The sequence below is a fragment of the Leuconostoc holzapfelii genome (assembly GCF_012396485.1).
Lineage (GTDB): Bacteria > Bacillota > Bacilli > Lactobacillales > Lactobacillaceae > Leuconostoc > Leuconostoc holzapfelii.
In genome coordinates this window covers 153,687-175,279 of record NZ_JAAXPO010000003.1, presented here as the reverse complement: position 1 = coordinate 175,279, position 21,593 = coordinate 153,687, and the positions used below count along the sequence as shown (strand labels likewise).

Genomic DNA, 21,593 nt, shown 5'->3' with positions numbered 1-21,593 from the left:
TGATTTTTGACGGCCTCAAAAAAATGGTATCATTCATACTTTCCTACGCTGTTTACACAGATCAGGTTCAAAGGGTTCAAAGACTAACACTTCTCTCTCAGCTTTTTGTAAAGCACCCCTAGCATGTTGCATTGTTATCAACTCATAACAGGTTTGATTTTACCACGCTCACTTAAAAAATTGCAAATCGTATATTTTTTTGTCATCGTCAAGTACACGTCAATCCCAGTCACCATGCTTTCTTTGATCGAAAAAAGGACGCCAAAATAAATATTGGTTCGGTCCAATTTTACATTTGGTCTTGACTTTTAAAATTAGAACGCTTACGCTTAGGGGGTAAAAACGATGGCTTGACGACAACTTCACAAGTTGGTCGCATCCATGGCGATACAACAAGTCTTGTCCCGATACTTTGCAAAGTAATTTCGACGTCTGACCTTAATTTTTACACGACCAAAGCCTATCGCATCGACAGGCAGCGTTTTAAAATCGGAGGACCGAACAAACATGCTTACTGATTCAACTGAATATCTCAACAATTTGGATGCTTATTGGCGTGCCGCTAATTACCTCTCTGTTGGGCAGCTCTATCTTCTTGAAAATCCATTGCTACACGACAAGCTCGTTGCAGAGCAAGTCAAAATTCATCCCATTGGCCACTGGGGAACGATTCCTAGCCAAAACTTTATTTATGCTCATTTAAATCGCGCAATTAATAAATTTGATTTGGATATGTTTTTTGTTGAAGGGCCAGGACATGGCGGCCAAGTCATGATTTCTAACGCCTATCTTGATGGCAGTTACACTGAGGCTTTCCCTGAAATTACCCAAGATATTTCAGGCATGCAAAAAATGTTTAAGCGCTTTTCATTTCCTGGTGGTGTCGCATCCCACGCCGACCCAAAGGTACCAGGTTCCATCCATGAAGGTGGCGCCTTAGGCTACTCGATTCTGCATGGTGCCGGTGCGGTCTTAGACAACCCTAACTTGGTGGCCGCCGTTGTCGTTGGTGATGGTGAAGCTGAAACAGCGCCATTGGCGACCTCTTGGCATGTCAATAAGTTTTTAAATCCTAAAAATGATGGCACTGTACTGCCAATTTTGAACCTCAACGGCTTCAAAATTGCCAATCCAACCGTTTTGTCTCGAGAGTCTGATGACACCTTGACCGATTACTTCACTAGTCTTGGTTGGAAGCCTTACTTTGTCAGCTCATTTGATAAGCCAATCATGCAAGTCCATCAAGAAATGGCCGATACCATGGACCAGGTCTTTGAAGAAATTAAAACGTTACGCCAGCAAGCAGCTGCAACGGATCAAGCCGAGATGACGCGCCCACTGTGGCCAATGATTGTACTCCGTTCACCAAAAGGCTGGACTGGGCCAAAGTTCTGGGAGGGGCAACCGATTGAAAATTCATTCCGTGCTCATCAGATTCCAATTCCAGCCGACCAAAATCACCCAGAATATTTGCCTGATTTGCTAGACTGGTTGCAATCCTATCGCCCGGAAGAATTGTTTGATCAAGATGGGCATCTCACTGAAACTGTTCGCGCAGTATTGCCGCGTCCAGAGCGTCGGATGGCCAATAATCTCGTTACTAATGCCGGCGTGATTCAACCACTCAATCTGCCCGCATTAACAAACTATTTGGTCACAGACACCGCACCAGGTCAACGTCGGGCCCAAGATGCCATTCACCTTGGCGGCTTTATCCGCGACGTCATTAAGCTAAACCCAACAAACTTTAGAGGTTTTGGCCCTGATGAAACCGCCTCAAATCGTTTCCAAGATGTTTTTGAAACGACCAACCGGCAGTGGCTCTTGCCAATTAAGACCCCAAATGATCAATTTATGGCGCCAGAAGGCCGCATCATTGATTCGATGCTGTCAGAACACTATGATGAAGGGATGCTTGAGGCGTATACCTTAACTGGCCGACATGGCTTCTTTGCAAGTTATGAAGTCTTCATCCGTGAAGTTGACGATATGATCGTCCAACACTTTAAGTGGTTGAACCATTCCCATGAAGTGACTTGGCGTAAAGATGTGCCCGCACTCAATATTATTGCGGATTCAACGGTCTTCCAACAAGATCACAATGGCTATTCACACCAAGATCCCGGTGTGACAACCATGCTGTATGAAAAGCAACCCGAATTCATTCGGGAATTCTTCCCAGCCGATGCCAACAGTCTCGTGGCTACTTTCAATCACGCGTTGCAAACTACCCAACAAATCAATTACATCGTAGCCAGCAAGCACCCACGCCTCCAATGGTTCACACCACTGGAAGCCCAACAACTGGTGACACAAGGCTTGCGGATAATTGATTGGGCAAGTACAGATCATGGAGAACAACCTGATTTAGTCATTGCTTCAGCTGGCTCAGAACCAACCACCGAGAGCTTAGCAGCCATTGAAATTCTACACCGCCACATCCCAACGTTAAAAATTCGTTATGTTAACGTGTTAGATCTCTTTAAGTTGCGAGCAGATGTATCTGATGGGTTAAGCGATGAAGCATTTGATGCCATCTTTACCGTTGATGCGCCAATCTTGTTTGCCTTCCACGGCTATGAACCAATGATTGAATCAATCTTCTTCAAGCGTCATAATCATCACTTGATTGTGCATGGCTATCGTGAATTTGGAGACATCACCACCCCATTTGATATGCGGGTCTTGAATCAACTCGATCGCTTCAATCTTGTCAAAGATGCGATTAAGATGATGCCTGGTGATTTTGCCGTCGCACACGCAGATCTTGTGCAGAAAATGACGGATAAGCTTGCCGAACACGTCGCTTACACACGTGAAAAAGGCACTGACCTGCCTGAAGTTGAAAACTGGCAGTGGGCTGGTTTACAATAATTAAAAAAACACCAATTCAACTGTGAATTGGTGTTTTTCAGTGTTAATTTATTGGGGTCGGGAGGAAAAGATGCCCCAAAGTTGCGGCCATAACCGCCTTAATCGTATGTAGACGATTTTCTGCTTGATCAAATTGTTTCGCATAAGATGCGTGGAACACCGCATCGGTAATTTCCATTTCGGATAAACCATACGTGGCATAGATTTTCTTGGCCATTGTTGTGTTGAGGTCATGGAAGGCAGGTAAATCATGCATGACAATGACATCTGCATTGCCTGTCAATGAGACGACTGCTTGATTTAATTGGTAAGGCGCCAGTTGTTTAATCCGTGCTGCAAATTCTGACTCTTCCCCCATGGAAGCCCAGACGTCGGTATATAATACATCAGCCCCAGTCACCCCAGCCGCGAGATCGTCGGTAATCAGCAACTTAGCCCCTGATGCTTGCGCCTTATCATTGGCAAGTGCTTGAATTTCGGCTGCTGGTTGTAGGGATTTTGGCGACACAATACGCACATTCACCCCTAAAATAGCCCCCGTTACTAGCAGCGAATTGGCAACATTATTACGGCCATCCCCAAGATAGGCCAAGGTAACGCCTGTCAAATGACCAAAATTCTCTTGAATCGTCAAAAAGTCAGCCAACATCTGTGTGGGGTGCCAAGCATCTGTCAAACCATTCCAAACTGGAATGCCAGAAAACTGCGCTAACGCTTCAACCACCGTTTGTGATGCCCCACGATACTCAATCCCATCATACATCCGGCCAAAAACTTTGGCCGTATCTTCCAATGACTCCTTCTTGCCAAATTGGATATCTTGCGCACCTAAAAACTCCGCATGTGCCCCCAAATCATTGGCGGCCACGGTAAAACTCGAACGTGTTCGGGTCGACGTTTTTTCAAACAAGAGCGCAATATTTTTCCCTTGTAAATAGGGATGTGGGATATGGTTTTGCTTCAAATATTTAAAATGCGCGGCCAGCTGAATGAGTGTTTCCAATTCGGCTTTAGAAAAGTCGCATTCTTTTAAAAATGATTGACCTTGAAAATGTGAGTTCATATGCGGGCCTCCAGCATTGCTTGATGTCGGGCAATTTCTTTTTTGACATTGGCGACCGCCGTGCCACCTAAGGATGTTCGGCGATTAACCGCTGTTTCCGATTGTAAAACGTGATAGATATCATCTTCAATTTGCGGTGCAGCTGCCTGTAAAACGCTCAGCGGCATTGCCTGCAGTGGTGTTTTGGTTTGAATACCTTGCAACACCAGCTGGCCAACAATGGCGTGAGCTTGACGGAATGGTACCCCTTTTGTAGCCAAATAATCCGCCAACTCGGTGGCATTTGAAAAGTCGTCTTGGGTGCTAGCCACCATGCGCTCTTCGTGAACCGTTAAGCCACTTAGCATCCCCGCAAAAATTTTAGTTGATGCCATTACGGTATCCATCACGTCAAAGACTTGGGCTTTATCTTCTTGCATGTCTTTATTGTAAGCCAACGGCAACGCCTTCATCGTGGTGAGCAATCCCATTAAAGCGCCATAAGTACGCCCTGTCTTGCCACGAACCAATTCAGCAAAATCCGCGTTCTTCTTTTGGGGCATAATGGAGGAGCCAGTTGAAAAATCATCAGAAAGTTCAATATAATTAAACTCATAAGTTGACCAAAGAATTAACTCTTCTGCCATCCGCGAGAGGTGCATCATGAGCAGTGAGGCGTTTGCTAAAAATTCGACGGCAAAATCACGGTCTGAAACCGCATCTAACGAATTATGATAAATCGCGGAAAAACCCAATTCGTCGGCAACATACGCCCGATCAATAGGAAAGGTTGTCCCAGCCAAAGCTGCGGCACCAAGTGGGAGGATATCGGTGTGTTTTTGATTGAATTCAAAACGTTCATAATCACGTTGGAACATGTCAAAATACGCCAGCAAGTAATGACCATACGTAATGGGTTGGGCATGCTGTAAATGCGTGTAACCTGACATGATGGTGTCGGCGTGGCTGTTGGCTAAATTTAGTAAGGTCTGTTGCAGCTCAGTTAAGGCAGCTAAAACATGAGGTAAGCGATGTTTAACCCATAAATGAAAATCTGTGGCAACCTGATCATTACGCGAACGTGCCGTATGCAACTTACCGGCCACCGGACCAATTTTTGCGGTCAACTGCGCTTCAATATTCATATGAATATCTTCATGCTGCACATCAAATACCAACGTCCCTTCAGCTGCTTCAGCTTGTAGCGCCATGAGCCCTGTCACGATTTGGTCAGCTTCTGCGGGCGTGATAATCCCTTGCTTCCCTAACATTTTTGCATGCGCAATTGAGCCTTCAATATCTTCTGCCGCCATTTGTTGGTCAAAATGAATCGAGGCGCCAAAGGCATCTACCCACTCTGCTGCATTTTCGGTGAAGCGACCACCCCAAAGCTTTGTTGTCATATCTGTTTGTTGATGCTTGGTTGAAACCACGCATCGTTCCTTTCCCAAGTCTATGTCCGGTGGCCAAACCACACGATTTTAAACTTCAACCTGTTTTGTCGTTTTTTGGCTATGCACATGGTTAACTTGTTCGTAAACCGTGTTGCTTAGCGTCCACAACTTAATAAAGCCAACCGCGGCTTCTTGATCAAATGATGAGGCACTCGTATAAGTGGCTAAATCCTCATCATAAAGCGAATTCGACGCTGATTGGCGCGCAACCGCCACGGCATTTCCCTTAAATAACTTCATCTTCACAACACCATTAACGTTTTCCTGCGTTGCATCAATGAAAGCCATAAGACTATCAAATAATGGTGACACCCACTTGGCTTCATAAACCAAATTAGCCAACTGTTGTTCAATCACTGGTTTGAAATGTGCCACGTCTCGTTCTAACGTCAAATCTTCCAAATCCTTATGCGCTGTCATCAACACAGCCGCTGCCGGTGCCTCATAAATTTCACGCGACTTAATCCCAACCAAACGGTTTTCAATATGATCAATTCGGCCAATCCCATGCGCCCCGGCCAATTCATTGAGCTTAATAATCAAGTCAGCTAATGGCAACGACTCACCATCAAGTGCTACCGGCACCCCTTTGGCAAAGGTCACATCAACAAATACCGGCGTATCCGGCGTCTTTTCAATAGCATTTGTCAATTCATAGGCATCTTCTGGTGCTTGGTGCCAAGGATTTTCTAGAATGCCTGCTTCATTGGCACGCCCCCACAGATTTTCATCAATGGAATATGGGGAGTCAAGATCAATTGGCACTGGCACATCATGCGCATGGGCATAGGCAATTTCTTCTTCACGCGACCACTGAAAATCACGAATCGGTGCTTCAATTTTCATATCTGGATCCAGCGCATGGATCGCCGCTTCAAAACGAACTTGGTCATTCCCATGACCAGTAGAACCGTGCGCAATGGCCACTGCATCGTTCTCATGGGCGATATCAACTAATTTTTTAATAATCAAAGGACGTGATAGCGCTGATACCAAAGGATATTCGCCTTCATAGAGCATATTGGCTTTAATGACTGGTGCCACATAATCTGTTGCAAACTCTGCCTGCGCATCAATCACGATAGATTGGCTGGCACCGACCTTTAATGCTTTGGCTTGAATCATCGCCATATCCTTGCCATGTTGCCCAACATTTAAGACAACGGCAATGACATCGTACCCTTTTTCCTTCAACCAAGGAATGGCGACTGACGTATCAAGCCCCCCTGAATAAGCTAAAACCAATGTTTCTGTCATGAATTTATCCTCCGCGTTTTGCTATGCATTTATATTACCGCCAACTGATTATTTATTCAATCACTTTTTGACTATATACAGTTTAAAACTGTATATAGTCATTATTTATGTATTTTATTGCACAAAAAAACAGGTTATACAACCTGTTTCACATATTTATTCTGACATTTGTGCTGTGATAGCGTCATGCACACGAGAAATTTCAGCGGGGCTCATCACTTCAACATCCCCAAGTGACCCCATGTACTGGGTCGTCCCGTGCAATTGGTCTTGCTTCACGTTGCCAAAGGCACCACGATAGCTCATTGCCAGGTTTTGCATGGAATGCGTCGATAAGTCTGTTTGGACGTTGTTTGATACGGTATTTAATAACGTATCATTAAACAATGTGCCCACATTCGTTGCCTTCTTCAAGACTGCGCGAATAATTAATTGTTGGCGCATTTGACGGCCGTAGTCGCCATTTGGATCTTCGTGTCGCATCCGTGAGAAGGCCAAGGCCTCATTGCCATCCATATGATAAGTTTGACCCGCAGTAAAGCTGTATTGCTTAGCTGAGTCTGCTTGTGTGTCATCACCTTCAGTAGTGAACGTCAATGGTGAGGCCACATCGACGCCGCCAACGGCATCCACCATTTTAACAAGGCCACCCATGTTGACTAAGATATACCCACCATTAATTTTAATGTTGAGCAAATTTTCAACCGCTGCCATAGCAGAGCCAGCGCTACCATAGGCATATGCCGCATTAATCTTCATTTGCTGCCCATCAACCGTCACCAAAGTGTCACGTGCCACAGACGTCATCGTGGTCGTTTTAGTCTTTGGGTTGATGGTCATGACAATCATGGTATCGGTACGGCCCTTGTAATCACGCCCCAAATCACCAGTATCTGTCCCCAGCAAGAGGTATGAAACGGGCTTTTTGGCATCCGTCAATTGATCAGACTTTTTGGTCATTTGCGACGGTGCTTGCATTTTAGATACGGTCCGGTTCATTTTATAATAGGCTAAAGCCCCAAAGGCCACGCCCGACACGAGCAATAATAAAATGATCGTTAACAGGATGCGTCGCACCCAGTGTACTTTTTTTGGTTGCTTACCAGCACCTTTAGAACTTTGGTGTAACTCACTTCGTGATGGCATGTTTTATCTCCTCGCCTCATTTATCAAAAGTATACACAATCATGCATCAGACGACAAGTCTAACTGCCACTCAATTGTGAAATGAACAGTTGTGCCACATTAAAATAGATTAACACGGAGGTCAAGTCAGATAATGTTGTAATAAATGGCCCACTTGCAACCGCTGGATCAAAGCCAATTTTATGAATGACCAACGGAATCAGGTAACCGGCTAAATTGGCCACCAAAATGGCCATCATCATCGCAATGCCGACCGCAAACCCCAGAATCAAATTATGTTTCCAAATGGTCACAATCACAAATACTGAAGCACCTGTTGCAAGGCCGACCAGCAAACCAGCCAAAACTTCACTTAAAAAGTCCTGCCAACCACTGTGTTCACTACCTACGGCAATGCGTCGCACAGCCAAGGCCAGTGACTGGGTCCCTGCATTCCCAGCTGTCCCAGTAATCAACGAGATAAAAGCAGCCAAAATTGCGGCTTGCTTGACCAATTCATCAAATGAACCAATCACGGTGGCCGTGGCCATACCTAAAAGTAACAAAGCAATGAGCCACGGAATGCGCTTAATGGCCGAATGCCAAGGCGAATCATTAATTTGACTGACGTTAACCGCAGCCAAACCAGAATAGTCTTCAACGGCCTCTTCATCAATAACATCCACGATATCATCCACTGTGATAACCCCCAGTAGATGCTGATCGTCGTCTGTGACAGGGATTGACAAGAAATTATAATCAGCCACGATTTGCGCAACTTGTTCTTGATCATCCCCTGCCGACACGCTGATGATACGGTCGTTGGTAATCTCTGAGACTGGCAAATTGTCTGGATGCGTCAGCAAATCACGCAACGAAATGACCCCAACCAACAGCCCTTGTCGGTCCAAAACGTACACATAACTGATTGACTCAGCTTCTAACGCTTGTTTTTTCACCAAGCGCATCACGTCGTCAACTCTGAGATCTTCTTTTACCGCCAAGTACTCGGTTGACATCAGCGAGCCAGCCGTTTGATCATCATAGTTAATCAATTGTCGGGCCGATTCTGCTTCTGACTTAGGCATCAGGCTTAAATACGTGGCAATTTGCCGTGGCGACATTTCTTGCAACAAGTCCACCGCATTATCGGTATACATGGCTTGCAGTACTTGTGTCCCACGCTGTGGTGGCATTTCTTGCAAAAGTGCCACAATATCGACCTCATCAACTGCCAAATTATCAAAAACGGTGGCTAAAATAGCAATCGACAACAACCGCCAAGCAACTGCGCGAAATTGCACCGGCAACTCTGCGTAGACTTGTGCCATTTCAAAATCGTGCAAAGCTTCAAAACTGTCAATAAATTCGTGATCTTGACCGGATTGTAATAAGTCAGACAAGAGTTGAATGGTCTGATCTAATTGTTCAATTTGTTCTGCCATGTGATCTATCCTATCTTCTCAAGGCGCGTCAATCAAAAACGCGATGAGGTTATGCCAAATCGCGCAGCCCTTTTAAATCTTCAGGTAATTTCGTATTAAATTCACGGAAATCTTCAATAAACGGATCATAAAACTTCATATGATAAGCATGTAACGCTTGGCGTGATAAACCATGCCAAAGTGGGCCACCATACAAATCATCGCCCACCAAAGGATGACCGATATTTTGAAAATGAACCCTAATCTGATGCGTACGCCCAGTATGCAGCTGCACACGTACCCGTGTCATCGGGTGTTCACCGTTTTCATCATAACGCCGTTCAACCCAATACTCAGTCCGTGAATCCTTACCATCATCACGCACTTCACGCTTGATAAAATCGCCTTCAACACGGCCAATGGGCGCATTAATGTCGCCATGGTCTTCAGGCAAAATGCCGCTGGGATAGGCCAAATAAAATTTTTCAACCGTATGTTCTTGTAACTGTTGATCCAAGACGGCATGCGCAAAACGGTGCTTGGCCAGTAAGACGATGCCTGACGTATCTCGGTCTAAGCGCGTCACCACGTGTGGCACCAAATCTTCGGCATTGATTTCTTCTAAATGGCCTTTGACTTGATTCACAAGCGTATGCAAGCGATCCGCATGACCTGGCACTGTGGTCACCCCGTAGGGCTTATCCACGACCAGCCAATGCTCATTTTCAAAAATGATGTCCAGTGGCTTGTAATCCGGCACGACCAAATCATTACTTTTTTCAGTCGGCATAATGATCGTCACTTCATCACCATCATCTAAATAATCCGACGTATAAACCGCCTGACCATTCTTTAAAATTGCGCCCCCGTTATGTTTCATTTGACTAAACATTCGGTGTGAGACGCCATGGGCTTGTAAAAATGTCCGAACTTTTCGCTGTTCGGTTCCCGAATAGGTCCATGTAAATTGCATATTATTCAACGTTTTACGCAACTTGAGCGCAAAACAGTCCTCTCATTTAATTCGCGTGATTAACTCAAATCACTGATGAACGCACGCTTAACACGCTGCCAAAAATCCACATGACGATAAGCAGCAAAATGGATTTTTTGATCAGCTACCCGAAAGCGTAGTTCCGTAATATTTTGCCCCTTGATATCTGATTGGTCATACATGACCAAAAAATTATCACTCTGTGGCTTCATCACGATTTCTTGACCATCAGGCACAATTAACGGTGAGCCGAGGGTTCGAAAGACCCGATTATTAATCGAAGCAATTTCTGACATTTGAATTGCTGGAATACTGGGATGTAATACAGCGCCACCATTTGCTTTGTTGTAGGCCGTTGATCCTGATGGTGTGGCCACTGCAATCCCATCCCCACGAAAGCGTTCAAAAACCCGGCCACCTAAGTAGATATCCGCCACGAGGGTGCCCAACGGCTGCTTAATTGCCGCCTCATTTAATGCCAAATAATGATACTGTTCACCACTGTCATAAACAACGGTCATATCCAGCAGCGGATAGCTCACTTTTTCACTGTCATCATGGCGTAGACTTGCCACCATTTGTGGCAATTCGGTGCGTAACCAGTCCGTGTAAAACCCAAGATGACCCGTATGCAAGCCAACAAAGCGAACTGTATCAATTTGATCAACATACTTTTGAAACGCACCCAAAAAAGTGCCATCACCGCCGACTGAAACGACCACGTCTGGGTGGTCATTATCAAGCATTAATCCTGCTGCCGCCAGTGCCGCAGTCAGGGCTTGGGTAATGGTTTGAGAACTGGAATCATGATTGTTAAAAATTGCTATTTTCATTCAGCCGCCCGAATTTCACTGACGCGTTGATCCCATTCAAAGTTTTCATCGGCCAACGACGTCAACTGTTCTGCCATGTCCGCTGGTAATTCATTGCCATGCTTATAACGTAAGTCATGTTCTATTGTAGCCCAGACATTCATGGCAATTGTACGTACTTGAATTTCCGCCAGTACCTTTTTTTCCCCATGGTACATCTGAACAGGATATTCAATCACAATATGATACGAGCGGTAGCCTGATGGCTTGGCATTCATCACATAATCGCGTTCTTCTAAGATTTGAAAATCTGAGCGTTCCCGAAGCAATTCAACAACGCGGTAGACATCTTCAACATATTTTGTCATCACCCGAACACCCGCAATATCTTGCAAGTCAAGGGCTAAACGCGACTCATCTAGGTGCCGTCGTATAATTTTTTCTTCAATTGAAGCTTGTGATTTTACCCGACCAGTCACGAACTCGATGGGTGAATTTTCGCCATCTTGTTCATATTGTTCGCGTAAACCACGCAGCTTTACTTTTAATTCTGTCACTGTCTGCTCATATGGCACAAAGAATTGGTCCCAATTCATAATGACACCTCTTTCTCAACATAATTATCATTCAGGCAGACTTGGTTGTCCCTTTTTCAACTTCAGCGACTCATTTTGCTATCATTAAAATAATGTTCACGAAATGAGATCGGCTGATATGGTTTATTGCCCTCACATTTTATTTTAACACACATCCGATTTTGTTTTGAGCGTATCAGTCGACATCGGCATGAAATGCGGGTAAAATAACTTTTTGGACAATAACTACATGCACGTATCACCATCATCTATACGGAGGCATATCATGATTGATATCTACCATTTTTCTAACCCCTTTTCACCTGTCTGTTTAAAAACCGAAGAACGTCTGCTCCATATTACACCAGACCTCGCGGCTCACGCTCATCTCCGCTTTATCCCCTTGGTCAACGCCGATGTCGTGGCCGACTACCAAGCCCACCGCGCAACGTTGACACAAGCGCCAGCCTCATTAGCACATACGATTTTCCATGTCGTTTGTGACTATAAAGCCGCTCAAATCGAAGGGAATAAAAAAGCCCGCAAGTTCCTCGTACAGATTCAACAACAAGTCACCAATCATAAGCAAGCCTATTCAGAGGCCTTGTCTGTCGCAACTGCCAAACAAGTGGGCCTTGATATTACTGATTTTTTGAGCAACCGTCATGCAGATGAAACGCTATCTGCTGTGCTTGCTGACCAACAATTGGCCCACAAAATGTTGCAGAATCAAGAAGCCGCCATTGCCATTGACACCTTCACAGATGATGCGATTCAATTAGTCACCGACTTCTCCATTGCCAATTTGGTACAAATTTTTGGCCCCCTTCTTGGCAACCACATCACACCAAAAGCCCTCCAAGCCCATCTTGAAGCGATGGCCTAAGTTCTGCCAGTTGAAAGGAGCACATAATGCGACGTATATTTGAATATATTGGCGCCATTGTCACCTTCATTATCTGCCTAATTATCGCCATTCCGGTGATTTTAACCGTGGTCGGTGTGGCCGTTCCAGCCCTGTTGATCGGCTTGGTACTGGTCTTATTGCTGGTTTTGTTAGCATTGGCCATTTTAGGCCTTGTTGCCCTCGTCACGTTTTGGCGGGTGCGTCATCACGATCGGTACGGGCGTGGTGTTAATTGGGATTTTAACGGCAAGCGTTACCATTTTGACGCAACGGCAAACCACGCCAATCATCGCCGCGATGTGACCGACGATGATTGAGCAGTTACAAGCATTTAAACGGCAATTTGCTAACGACGCCTTTGCTCAACGAAAAATCGATGCGGCCCTGACAACTTTTGTCGGATTGGGGCAACAACAACTGCCTGATCAGCCCCTCCCACACTTGGGATTTAGTGTGACCCAATTGGTCAAAAATCCGGATTTAATGCCACTTGATGACTTGTTGGCTAATTTCCGCCAACAAGTCATCACCACCTATGGCGTCTGGCATTTACCCAATAATCAATGGCTTGACGACCTCCATCAATTCATCGCGGGTCGACAAGTTTTGGAAATCATGGCCGGCAACGGCGTTATCACGCATGGTCTAAGGGCGCGCGGCGATCAGGTGGTTGCCACAGATAATTTTGCCTGGGCAGGCCAAGATAATCAGCTGCCAACACCTTGGACAGCCGTGTTGCCATGTTCCGCTAGTCAAGCCCTAACCACCTATCCATTTGACGTCTTGATCATGAGTTGGGCCCCTGACACAACGACAAGTGACCTTGAAATTTTACAACGTCTCCGCCAACAACACTTTACTGGCGATTTTATCGTCATTGGCGAAGCGAATCAGGCAACAAATTCACCTGGATTTTGGGCCACTGCACACAACACTCCACCTGCGGCACTTAACCGTCATCATCAATCATTTGATGACATCAAGGATCAAGTATTTTTAGTCAAGTAAGTATCACGTCTGTGATACTTTTTTTATTGCAATCACTGTCTTAACATATTCTCTTTATCGTATTATGATATGATATAAACGAGTTTTTAATCTGTTTAGGAGAAATGGCGATGACAAATAATCGGCTAGGCGTGACCTCTGGTCTACTCGCCTATGTTTTGTGGGGCATGTTGGGGGTCTTTTGGGAATTACTTCACGCTGTACCGGCGTTGGATATCTTATCGTATCGGATTATCTGGTCCCTCGTCACGCTTGGTATCGTGCTCTTGGTTCAAAATAACTGGGGTACCATTTGGCAAACACTTAAGCAATTGATTCAAACCGGCAAGCTGATTTGGATCATTCTCAGTAGCTTATTCATCACCGTCAATTGGCTGATTTATATTGTCATGGTGACCCATCATCAAGCAACCGAGGCGAGCTTAGGCTATTACATCATGCCGTTAATGAACGTTGCTGTTGCAGTAATCTTTTTACATGAACGGCTTTCGCGTGCCAAAGTGTTGGCGCTTATATTGGTCGCTGTTGGCGTGTTGATGCTCACTGTGCAAACGGGACGTTTACCCGCCACCACCTTGTTAATGGCGGCCACATTTTGCTTGTACAGTCTCATTAAAAAGCAAGTCCCATTGCCAGCCACCATTTCCCTCACTTTAGAAACCCTTTTTGTCGCCCCGTTTGCAGGCATCTATCTGCTCACATCACCGCACGTGATGACACAAAATGGTCCGATGATTACGGGCCTCATTATCGTAAGTGGTGCTGTGACCGTGCTGCCATTAGCCCTATTTGCTGTCGCCACTAAAAACACCAGTTTTATGACGTTAGGCTTTATTCAATATTTAAGTCCAACCATCCAGCTGCTCATGGCTATTCTAGTCTTACACGAACCATTTCATCTGCAAAAACTGGCCGTGTTTGCCTTCATTTGGGCGGGCATCGCAGTATTTGTCTGGGAAAGCATTGTCATTTATCGTCGCCAGCAACCATAGAAAAAAGCAACCACTTTGTGGTTGCTTTTTTAATAATTCATCAGTGCCAAGAATGGGACCTCACCGGTCGACATCACTTTTTCACGGCCATGCAAATCATTAAGTTCAATGATAAAGGCCACACCAGCAACGATACCACCTAATTTTTCAATGATTTCTCGCGTGGCATTAATTGTGCCACCAGTCGCCAATAAATCATCTACAATCAAGACACGCTGTCCTGGTTGAATGGCATCCTTGTGGATTTCTAGCACGTTTTCCCCGCCATATTCTAATGAATAAGACGCACTTACTGCTTCACGTGGCAACTTACCACCTTTGCGGGCTGGGACAAAACCAATATTTAAAGCATAGGCCAGTGGTGACCCGACGATAAAGCCACGTGATTCAGGCCCTGCAATTAAGTCTACGTTTAAATCCTTGGCAAATGCCGCAATGGCATCTACTGCTTGGCGATAAGCCACACCATCACCCATTAAGGGTGAAATATCACGAAAACTGACGCCAGGTTCGGGAAAGTTCTCCACGGTGGCAACATAATCATGTAAATCTACTGTCATATTTTCTCTCTGAGCGTGTTCAGCTCGCGCTAACGCACCCTTGCTTTCTTTTTGCTCACTAACGGTTCGCCAGAAATTTTTGGTAAGTCACTGAAGTTGTCAATGACTTCTGGGTGGCATTAGGAATAATTTTTACATACCCAGCCTCAATTTTAACAAAACCAAGTTCAATAAAGACTTGGATCATGATATTAAGATCTTTTGGCGTGAGCTGTAGCTGCTTTGCTATTTTATCCAAATTTTGGCCAAAATTCAAGTCTTGATGCGCATAAATAAACTTATAGACTTGCGCAAAGAATTGTTTATGGGCGTCATTTTCTGGCACATCTGGTAACGAGACATCCGCTAAAAGCAACTGCAAACGGGCTTGACCTCGGAAGTAATTCAAGCCCAAAGTCGCCACAAACGACACGCCTTGTGGTTGGGCCACAATCGCCGTCCAGTCGGGATGATTGAAGCCGACCGCCTCGATTTGATTGGTCAAGGTCAACTTCACGTGTTGCTGTGTTGATCCCATAGCCATCGCTTTTTCAATCTGAGGGGTTTCAAAACCAAAGGCAGGCTGCGGATTCCCCGTGCCAAACGGTTCCATCAGTTGTAGGTCATCATACGTTGTTGGTGCCAGTTGCGCCACAGGCAACATCATATTGACCGTGACAGCTTTTTCAGGCAAAACGATAGGTGCCATCTCGGCTAATTGAGTACGCAAAACGGTTAACTTATCGGGTGAAATTGCCAACCCCAAGGCACTTGCGTGGCCACCAAAAGTTGTATACAACTCACGATATTGTCCCATGAAAGCATATAAATCAAAGTCGCCGAAAGTGCGACCAGAACCCTTATATGTCCCATCAATTTGGCTTAAGACAATGACTGGCTTATGTAGCAATTCGACTAATCGGCTCGCGACAATACCAAGAATCCCTTGATGCCAATTTTCACCAGCCACGACAAGGACCTGATCGTTGGCGTGTGTAGCAGATAGTGCTAACTGCTTAGCAGCACCAAAAACTTCTTCGACAATGGCTTGGCGCTGGGCATTAATCGCTTCAATTTGTGTCGCCATATCAGTGGCAGCATCCGGTGATTGTGTTAATAATAGGTCTAATGCCAATTTGGCATCACCCAACCGTCCCACCGCATTGAGACGGGGCGCCATTTTGAACGACACCGTTTCTGAAATAATCGGTTGTTCCGGCAATTGTCCGGCACTTTTCAAAAGTGCCGCGATACCTGGGCGCGGCGTTTCCGCCATTTGCTTTAGTCCCCAAGACACCAATGTGCGGTTTTCATCCGTCAAAGAGACCATATCAGCAATTTCACCCAAGGCGACTAAATCGAGTAATTCAGTGGGTAATTCACTCTTGTCTTCAACAGGTGCGCCATCCGTGAGTAAGGCCTGCGCCACTTTAAAGGCCACCCCAACACCGGACAAGTCTTGAAACGGATAAGTGCTTTCTGGGTGACGGGGGTGAATTATCGCATATGCTGCCGGCAGTGTAGGCGCCAGTTCATGATGGTCAGTGATAATCACGTCCACCCCTTGGCTCATCGCATACGCCACCGCTTCGTGTCCGCTCACACCGTTATCGACCGTCACAATCACTTGGGCTCCCTCTTCAATGAGCCGCTGGTAGGCCGCTAAGTTTGGCCCATAGCCATCTTGGAATCGGTTAGGTATGTAGGCCGTGACATCAGCCCCAAGTACCTGCAACGCCTCGACCATCACTGCGGTACTTGTCACGCCATCAAGATCGTAATCCCCATAAACAACAATCTTTTCTCCTTCAAAAGCGGCCGTCATTAAGCGTTCCAACACCTTATCCATATCATGCAATTGCATGGGATCATGCAATTGGTCAATGCTTGGTTGAAGATAGCCAAAGGCTGCTTCCGGGGTCGTATAGCCCTTTTGTGCCACAATGGTGGCTGTGAGTGGTGAGATATTTAATTGTGACGCGAGCTGCCGCACCGTTTTTTCAGCAGGTTGCGGTAACAGACGCCAATTGTTTTGACTCATTGGAACCTTCTTTAATTGCTAGGCCACTGACCTTAGCTTTCTTTTTTAAATGGGACATCGATGATATCTAAGTCTCTGGCAACAACTGTGTTGGGGAAAATTTTTCGGACATCAGCGACCAATGTTTTCACCATTGGGCCAATGTAGCGCGCTGATAAATGCGTCAAGACTAATTCATTGACATGCGCCCGTCGGGCGGCATTGGCGGCATTGACACTCGTTGAATGTGCGTGTGCGCGCGCCATTTTGGCTTCTTCATCCCCAGCCCCGTACGTACTTTCATGCACCAAAACATCGGCATTAACCGCTAAGGCTTCGATATTGTCATTTGGCCGTGTATCCAAAATAAAGGTCACGACACGGCCCTTTTGCGCTGCACCAATGTAATCGCGGCCATCTAATATCCGGCCATCAGGTAAAGTGACCCGCTTACCTGCTTTTAATTGCCCAAAAATTGGCCCAGATGGGATATTTTGTTCTCGCAACTTGTCAACTAAGAGTTCGCCTGGATGATCCTTTTCTTCCACACGAAAGCCCCAAGTCTCAATCCGATGGCGCATTTTAGCTGCCACCACCCGAAAAGTTTTGTCATCAAAAATAACCCCTTCGGTTAATTCAATGAAAACCAACGGATAAGATAGTCGTGTTTCAGACACCCGCAAAGCTGTTTGTACAAATTCTTTGACACCCTTAGGGCCATAAATAGTCAATGGTTCTTGCTTATCTGCGCCTTGAAATGAGCGTGAACTCAAAAAGCCAGGCAAGCCAAAAATGTGGTCCCCGTGCAAATGTGAAATAAAGATTTTTTCAACCTTACGTGGTCGCAAAGTTGTCTTTAGAATTTGATGCTGGGTCGCTTCTCCAACATCAAATAGCCACACGGCATTGCGTTCATCAAGCAAGCGCAAGGCAATGCTTGTCACATTTCTAAATTTTGATGGTTGACCAGAACCAGTGCCTAAAAATTCAAGTTGCATCTTATTTTATGCGTGTAAGTCAGGTACTCACACGTATTTCTCCTCATCAATTAGACGATCATGTATCATCCATAACTTAACTATTTTACCATAGATTCTCCAGCCATAACGTCACAATCCCAACACAAAATAAAAAACAGCTCGCGCTGCTTAGTTTTTATCCCAGTGGGTCTTTTGAAAGGCTACGCGGCTCGCCATCACCATGGCTTCCCGTGTCGGATCTTTCTTATAGAAGTCTTGGTGATATTCTTCCGCTTCATAAAATGGCTGTGCGGATTCAATCGTGGTCACAATTGGCGCATCAAAACGGCCAGATGCCGCAAGCGCTGCTTTAGACTTTTCTGCAATCGCACGTTGCGTGTCATCAGCCACAAAAATCACCGGCCGATAGTTATCGCCACGGTCTTGAAATTGCCCCATGGCATCGGTTGGATCGGTCTGTTCCCAATAAATTTCGACCAATTCGGCATACGAGAGCTTAGCTGGATCAAACCAAATCTTCACGGCTTCGGTGTGACCCGTCGTGTGCGCACTCACTTCTTCGTAGGTGGGATTTTCCGTATGACCACCAGTATACCCTGAACGGACTTTTTCAATGCCTGGCAAAGAATCAAATGGCTGCACCATGCACCAGAAGCATCCCCCAGCAAAAATGGCGGTTTCAGTAGTTGTTGTCATGATTTTATCCTTATCGCGTGTTTAATATAAAAAAGAGAAACTTTTCGTTTCTCTCATCATACTATAACAAATATCAAATTTCAAAAGTTTCTTGTTGCTTGGCTAACTTCACACGTTCGATGTCTTCTTTTGCATGAATTAAGCGGGTCACTAGCGCATTAAACGGCGTGGCAATTCCCTCTTGTTGACCGATCCGAGCAAAGTAACCATTTAAGAAATCAATTTCCGTGCGTTTGCCGTTTTGAATATCTTGATACATGGAAGGATAGTGATTGCCGGCATTTTCCGGCTTTAATAGCCGACTTAAATCGGCAATAATGCCACTAACATCCACTTTAATCCCTTGTGAAGCGCCGACTTGTTGCATTTCCTCTAAAATGTTTAACGCCATGTCCATCGCATTTCCCGCCGTGCCAAATTCAGCAATATTAGCATCAAGTAAGACAGACAGCGGATTCAATACGGCGTTAATGCCCGCCTTATGCCAAATGGCTGTAAGCACGTCGGGCGTTAATTCGGCGTTAAGACCAGCTTCATTTAACGCAGCCACCACTGGTTGTGCATCCGCGCCACCAATGGCTTGGAGCTTAATTGACCCCGATCCAGTGGTGTGAATTTCACCAGGCTTAACTAATGTTGAGGTCCACAGGGTAACACCAGCTAAAATCTGCTGCTTGGCCACATGTTTAGTCATGACTTCAATATTGCCCAAACCATTCGACAAGACTAATAATTGCGTCTTATCCGTTATGATTGGTGCAATATCTGTTAACATCCGATCGAGTTGCGGTGTTTTCGTCAGTAAAATAATCAGATCAAATGCACCCGTGACTTCTTGAGGCGTCAGCACGGGTAACTGATAAATCTTGGGTGTTTCTTGGTCATGGACCACCGTTAAACCTTTGGTCTTAATGGCCGCAATATGGGCCGGCCAACCGTCAATTCCGGTTACCTCGTGCCCCGCCGTTTGTAACATGACCCCAAGGCGCGCTCCCAGCGCACCAAATCCCGCAATGGCTATTTTCATATTTTGTGTTCGTTCATCAATGATGAACGCCTCCATTTTTTCAGCAATAAACGATTGCCTTTATTTTACCACACGTGCGCACGTTAAGCTGCGGCCGGGCGTGCCAAGCCTACTGTCGGGCAAATTGAAACTGGTAATTCACCCATTCATGGTACGGTGTGCCTTTTGTGAGCAGAATGTTACCAAATTGCTCATAGCTCTCTGCACCAGGTGCCACTAGCTTCTAAGGTGATGCCACGATGTTGACCAAAATAGCCACCTCGCATGAGTACGGCCGTATCTTCTGGGAAATTAGCGGTGAAAACGACAACTGAATGCATCGACGTGGTCATCGCCACGACGACTTGACCATCAGTTGACCGCAACGTTGCTTGCGGTTGTCCGGCAGATACTGGGTTCAGGAAGAATGGATGATCCAAACCATTCACTAACTGATTTTGTGCAGCATGGGAGTGCAATGCCTGATCAATGGGTTGTGGTATGCGAAAGTCAAATTCTGTGCCTGATACTGGGGCGCGCACGCCAGTGGTCGTTTGTCGCGGTGAAATGGGGGCAAATTCATCAGCAGCAATCATGAGCTGTTGTTGCCCAATGGGTTGCTCTGGTCCACCATCCACATTGAAATAGACATGATTTGTCGGATTAAATAATGTATCCGCGTCACTTGTTGCGTGATAATCTACGCGCCAATTGTTGTCATTATCTAACCGATAAGTGACCGTCACGGTCAAATTACCCGGAAAGCCGTTATCGTCGGCTGGGCTGACATATTGGAAAGTAACAGCGAGTTCCGACTCACTGACATGTTGCGTGGCCGTCCAGTATTGCACATCGAAGCCGCCAACACCGCCATGGAGGGTGTTCCCTTTTTCATTTTGTGTTGTGTGGTAAGTCGTGTCGCTAATCTTAAACGTCCCATCCGCAATGCGACCAGCCACCCGACCAATGGTGGCTCCCATTTGATGATCTTTTTCTACATAACCAGCTAAGTCATCAAAGCCAAGGACCACATCGCGCGTCTGCCCTAAGACAGGCAATTGTAAGCGGACGATGCGCGCGCCAAAGTTGGTGACGGCGAGCTTGACGCCCGTATCATTTTCAAGTTGGTATAATTGGGCACCCGGCCCGAATGGTTCAACAGTGATTTTCATACGTGCGCCTTAATGTTTCCCCTGACCGTAGTAGGCGTTTTCACCATGCTTACGGAAATAATGCCGATCAAGTAGATACTGTGGCACGTGTAGATCTTGTGAAGGGTTGAGTTGCATGGTGTGGAAATCCATTTCTGAGACGACGTCTAGCACAATGGCATTGTGGACGGCGTCCATCGCGTCTTTTCCCCAAGTAAATGGGCCATGATCGTTGGTCAACACCCCAGGGACGGCCATCGGGTCAATGTGTTGGCGATCAAAGACACGGGCAATGGAATGACCCGTATTTAATTCATATTCACCATTGACTTCATCTTTGGTTAATCGGTCGGCTACTGGGACATCCCCGTAAAAAGTATCGGCGTGCGTTGTCCCAGCCGCTGGTACTGGAATACCTGCTTGCGCAAAGGCCACCGCCCACTTGGAGTGCGTGTGAACAATCCCCCCAAGTTCGGGCCAGTGCCGATACAAAAAGGCATGGGTTGGCGTGTCACTTGAGGGATTGAGTTCCCCTTCAACCACATTGCCGTCCAAATCCACGACCACCATATCTGCTGGCTTGAGTAATTCATAGGCCACACCGCTGGGCTTAATGACAAATAAGCCCTTTTCACGGTCAACTTGTGACACATTCCCCCAAGTGAGCGTGACTAAATTATTAGCTGGTAAGGCCATATTGGCTTCATAAACTTTTTGTTTGAGTTCTTCTAACATGT

Annotated in this window: 20 protein-coding genes and 1 riboswitch; of the genes, 5 read left to right on the top strand and 15 right to left on the bottom strand. The window is 45.9% G+C overall.

Annotated features, from left to right (window positions below; translation table 11 throughout):
* Positions 1 to 23: 23 nt before the first annotated feature.
* A riboswitch (TPP riboswitch) is annotated at positions 24 to 130 on the bottom strand.
* Positions 131 to 507: 377 nt separating this feature from the next.
* Positions 508 to 2,874: a phosphoketolase family protein gene (locus tag HF966_RS03750; protein WP_168676385.1), complete on the top strand. Its 2,367-nt coding sequence runs from the start codon at positions 508 to 510 to the stop codon at positions 2,872 to 2,874.
* 43 nt (positions 2,875 to 2,917) lie between these two features.
* Here the strand turns inward: HF966_RS03750 and argF are convergent, their stop codons facing one another.
* The 8 genes from argF to HF966_RS03710 form a co-directional block, all read right to left on the bottom strand.
* On the bottom strand, positions 2,918 to 3,937 hold the full coding sequence (argF, locus tag HF966_RS03745; protein ID WP_168676383.1) for an ornithine carbamoyltransferase: 1,020 nt from the start codon (positions 3,935 to 3,937) through the stop codon (positions 2,918 to 2,920).
* Positions 3,934 to 5,319, bottom strand: coding sequence for an argininosuccinate lyase (gene argH / locus HF966_RS03740; protein ID WP_168676382.1), 1,386 nt, complete (start codon positions 5,317 to 5,319; stop codon positions 3,934 to 3,936). Before argH ends, argF begins: the two co-directional genes overlap by 4 nt.
* A gap of 78 nt (positions 5,320 to 5,397) precedes the next feature.
* The gene (locus tag HF966_RS03735; protein ID WP_168676380.1) at positions 5,398 to 6,627 is read right to left on the bottom strand and encodes an argininosuccinate synthase; all 1,230 of its coding nucleotides are present in this window, start codon (positions 6,625 to 6,627) and stop codon (positions 5,398 to 5,400) included.
* A gap of 156 nt (positions 6,628 to 6,783) precedes the next feature.
* Positions 6,784 to 7,773: an LCP family protein gene (locus HF966_RS03730; protein ID WP_168676379.1), complete on the bottom strand. Its 990-nt coding sequence runs from the start codon at positions 7,771 to 7,773 to the stop codon at positions 6,784 to 6,786.
* Between the two features lie 59 nt (positions 7,774 to 7,832).
* Positions 7,833 to 9,197 (bottom strand): magnesium transporter, encoded by a 1,365-nt coding sequence (gene mgtE, locus HF966_RS03725; RefSeq protein ID WP_168676377.1) that lies wholly within the window; start codon positions 9,195 to 9,197, stop codon positions 7,833 to 7,835.
* A gap of 49 nt (positions 9,198 to 9,246) precedes the next feature.
* A complete protein-coding gene (locus HF966_RS03720) occupies positions 9,247 to 10,149 on the bottom strand; it encodes an RluA family pseudouridine synthase (RefSeq protein WP_168676376.1) in 903 nt (300 codons plus the stop codon).
* A 59-nt stretch (positions 10,150 to 10,208) separates the two neighbouring features.
* Positions 10,209 to 11,003 carry an NAD kinase gene (locus tag HF966_RS03715; protein WP_168676375.1) on the bottom strand — a complete coding sequence of 265 codons (795 nt, stop codon included), beginning with the start codon at positions 11,001 to 11,003 and terminating at the stop codon, positions 10,209 to 10,211.
* Positions 11,000 to 11,578, bottom strand: a complete 579-nt coding sequence (locus tag HF966_RS03710) for a GTP pyrophosphokinase (protein WP_168676373.1) — start codon at positions 11,576 to 11,578, stop codon at positions 11,000 to 11,002. The genes HF966_RS03715 and HF966_RS03710 overlap by 4 nt, the downstream gene beginning before the upstream one ends.
* Before the next feature lie 265 nt (positions 11,579 to 11,843).
* On the opposite strand from HF966_RS03710, the gene HF966_RS03705 reads away from it, so the two are divergent.
* From HF966_RS03705 to rarD, 4 genes are all read left to right on the top strand, one after another.
* Positions 11,844 to 12,443, top strand: coding sequence for a DsbA family protein (locus HF966_RS03705; RefSeq protein WP_168676371.1), 600 nt, complete (start codon positions 11,844 to 11,846; stop codon positions 12,441 to 12,443).
* 26 nt (positions 12,444 to 12,469) lie between these two features.
* Entirely contained in the window at positions 12,470 to 12,781 is a 312-nt protein-coding gene (locus HF966_RS03700; RefSeq protein ID WP_168676370.1) for a hypothetical protein, read from the top strand.
* Positions 12,774 to 13,472, top strand: coding sequence for a class I SAM-dependent methyltransferase (locus HF966_RS03695; protein WP_168676368.1), 699 nt, complete (start codon positions 12,774 to 12,776; stop codon positions 13,470 to 13,472). Before HF966_RS03700 ends, HF966_RS03695 begins: the two co-directional genes overlap by 8 nt.
* 110 nt (positions 13,473 to 13,582) lie before the next feature.
* Entirely contained in the window at positions 13,583 to 14,464 is an 882-nt protein-coding gene (gene rarD, locus HF966_RS03690) for an EamA family transporter RarD (RefSeq protein WP_168676367.1), read from the top strand.
* A gap of 29 nt (positions 14,465 to 14,493) precedes the next feature.
* On the opposite strand, the gene HF966_RS03685 is transcribed toward rarD, so the two are convergent.
* The 7 genes from HF966_RS03685 to HF966_RS03655 form a co-directional block, all read right to left on the bottom strand.
* The gene (locus HF966_RS03685; protein WP_168676366.1) at positions 14,494 to 15,024 is read right to left on the bottom strand and encodes an adenine phosphoribosyltransferase; all 531 of its coding nucleotides are present in this window, start codon (positions 15,022 to 15,024) and stop codon (positions 14,494 to 14,496) included.
* Positions 15,025 to 15,082: 58 nt separating this feature from the next.
* Positions 15,083 to 17,044 carry a single-stranded-DNA-specific exonuclease RecJ gene (gene recJ / locus HF966_RS03680; protein ID WP_168676365.1) on the bottom strand — a complete coding sequence of 654 codons (1,962 nt, stop codon included), beginning with the start codon at positions 17,042 to 17,044 and terminating at the stop codon, positions 15,083 to 15,085.
* Between the two features lie 32 nt (positions 17,045 to 17,076).
* Positions 17,077 to 18,021 (bottom strand): ribonuclease Z, encoded by a 945-nt coding sequence (rnz, locus tag HF966_RS03675; RefSeq protein WP_168676364.1) that lies wholly within the window; start codon positions 18,019 to 18,021, stop codon positions 17,077 to 17,079.
* Between the two features lie 150 nt (positions 18,022 to 18,171).
* Entirely contained in the window at positions 18,172 to 18,699 is a 528-nt protein-coding gene (gene msrA, locus HF966_RS03670) for a peptide-methionine (S)-S-oxide reductase MsrA (protein WP_168676363.1), read from the bottom strand.
* Positions 18,700 to 18,772: 73 nt separating this feature from the next.
* Positions 18,773 to 19,726: a ketopantoate reductase family protein gene (locus HF966_RS03665; protein ID WP_168676362.1), complete on the bottom strand. Its 954-nt coding sequence runs from the start codon at positions 19,724 to 19,726 to the stop codon at positions 18,773 to 18,775.
* A gap of 191 nt (positions 19,727 to 19,917) precedes the next feature.
* Positions 19,918 to 20,877 (bottom strand): aldose epimerase family protein, encoded by a 960-nt coding sequence (locus tag HF966_RS03660; protein ID WP_246586647.1) that lies wholly within the window; start codon positions 20,875 to 20,877, stop codon positions 19,918 to 19,920.
* A 9-nt stretch (positions 20,878 to 20,886) separates the two neighbouring features.
* Positions 20,887 to 21,591 (bottom strand): L-ribulose-5-phosphate 4-epimerase, encoded by a 705-nt coding sequence (locus HF966_RS03655; protein WP_168676361.1) that lies wholly within the window; start codon positions 21,589 to 21,591, stop codon positions 20,887 to 20,889.
* Positions 21,592 to 21,593: the final 2 nt, after the last annotated feature.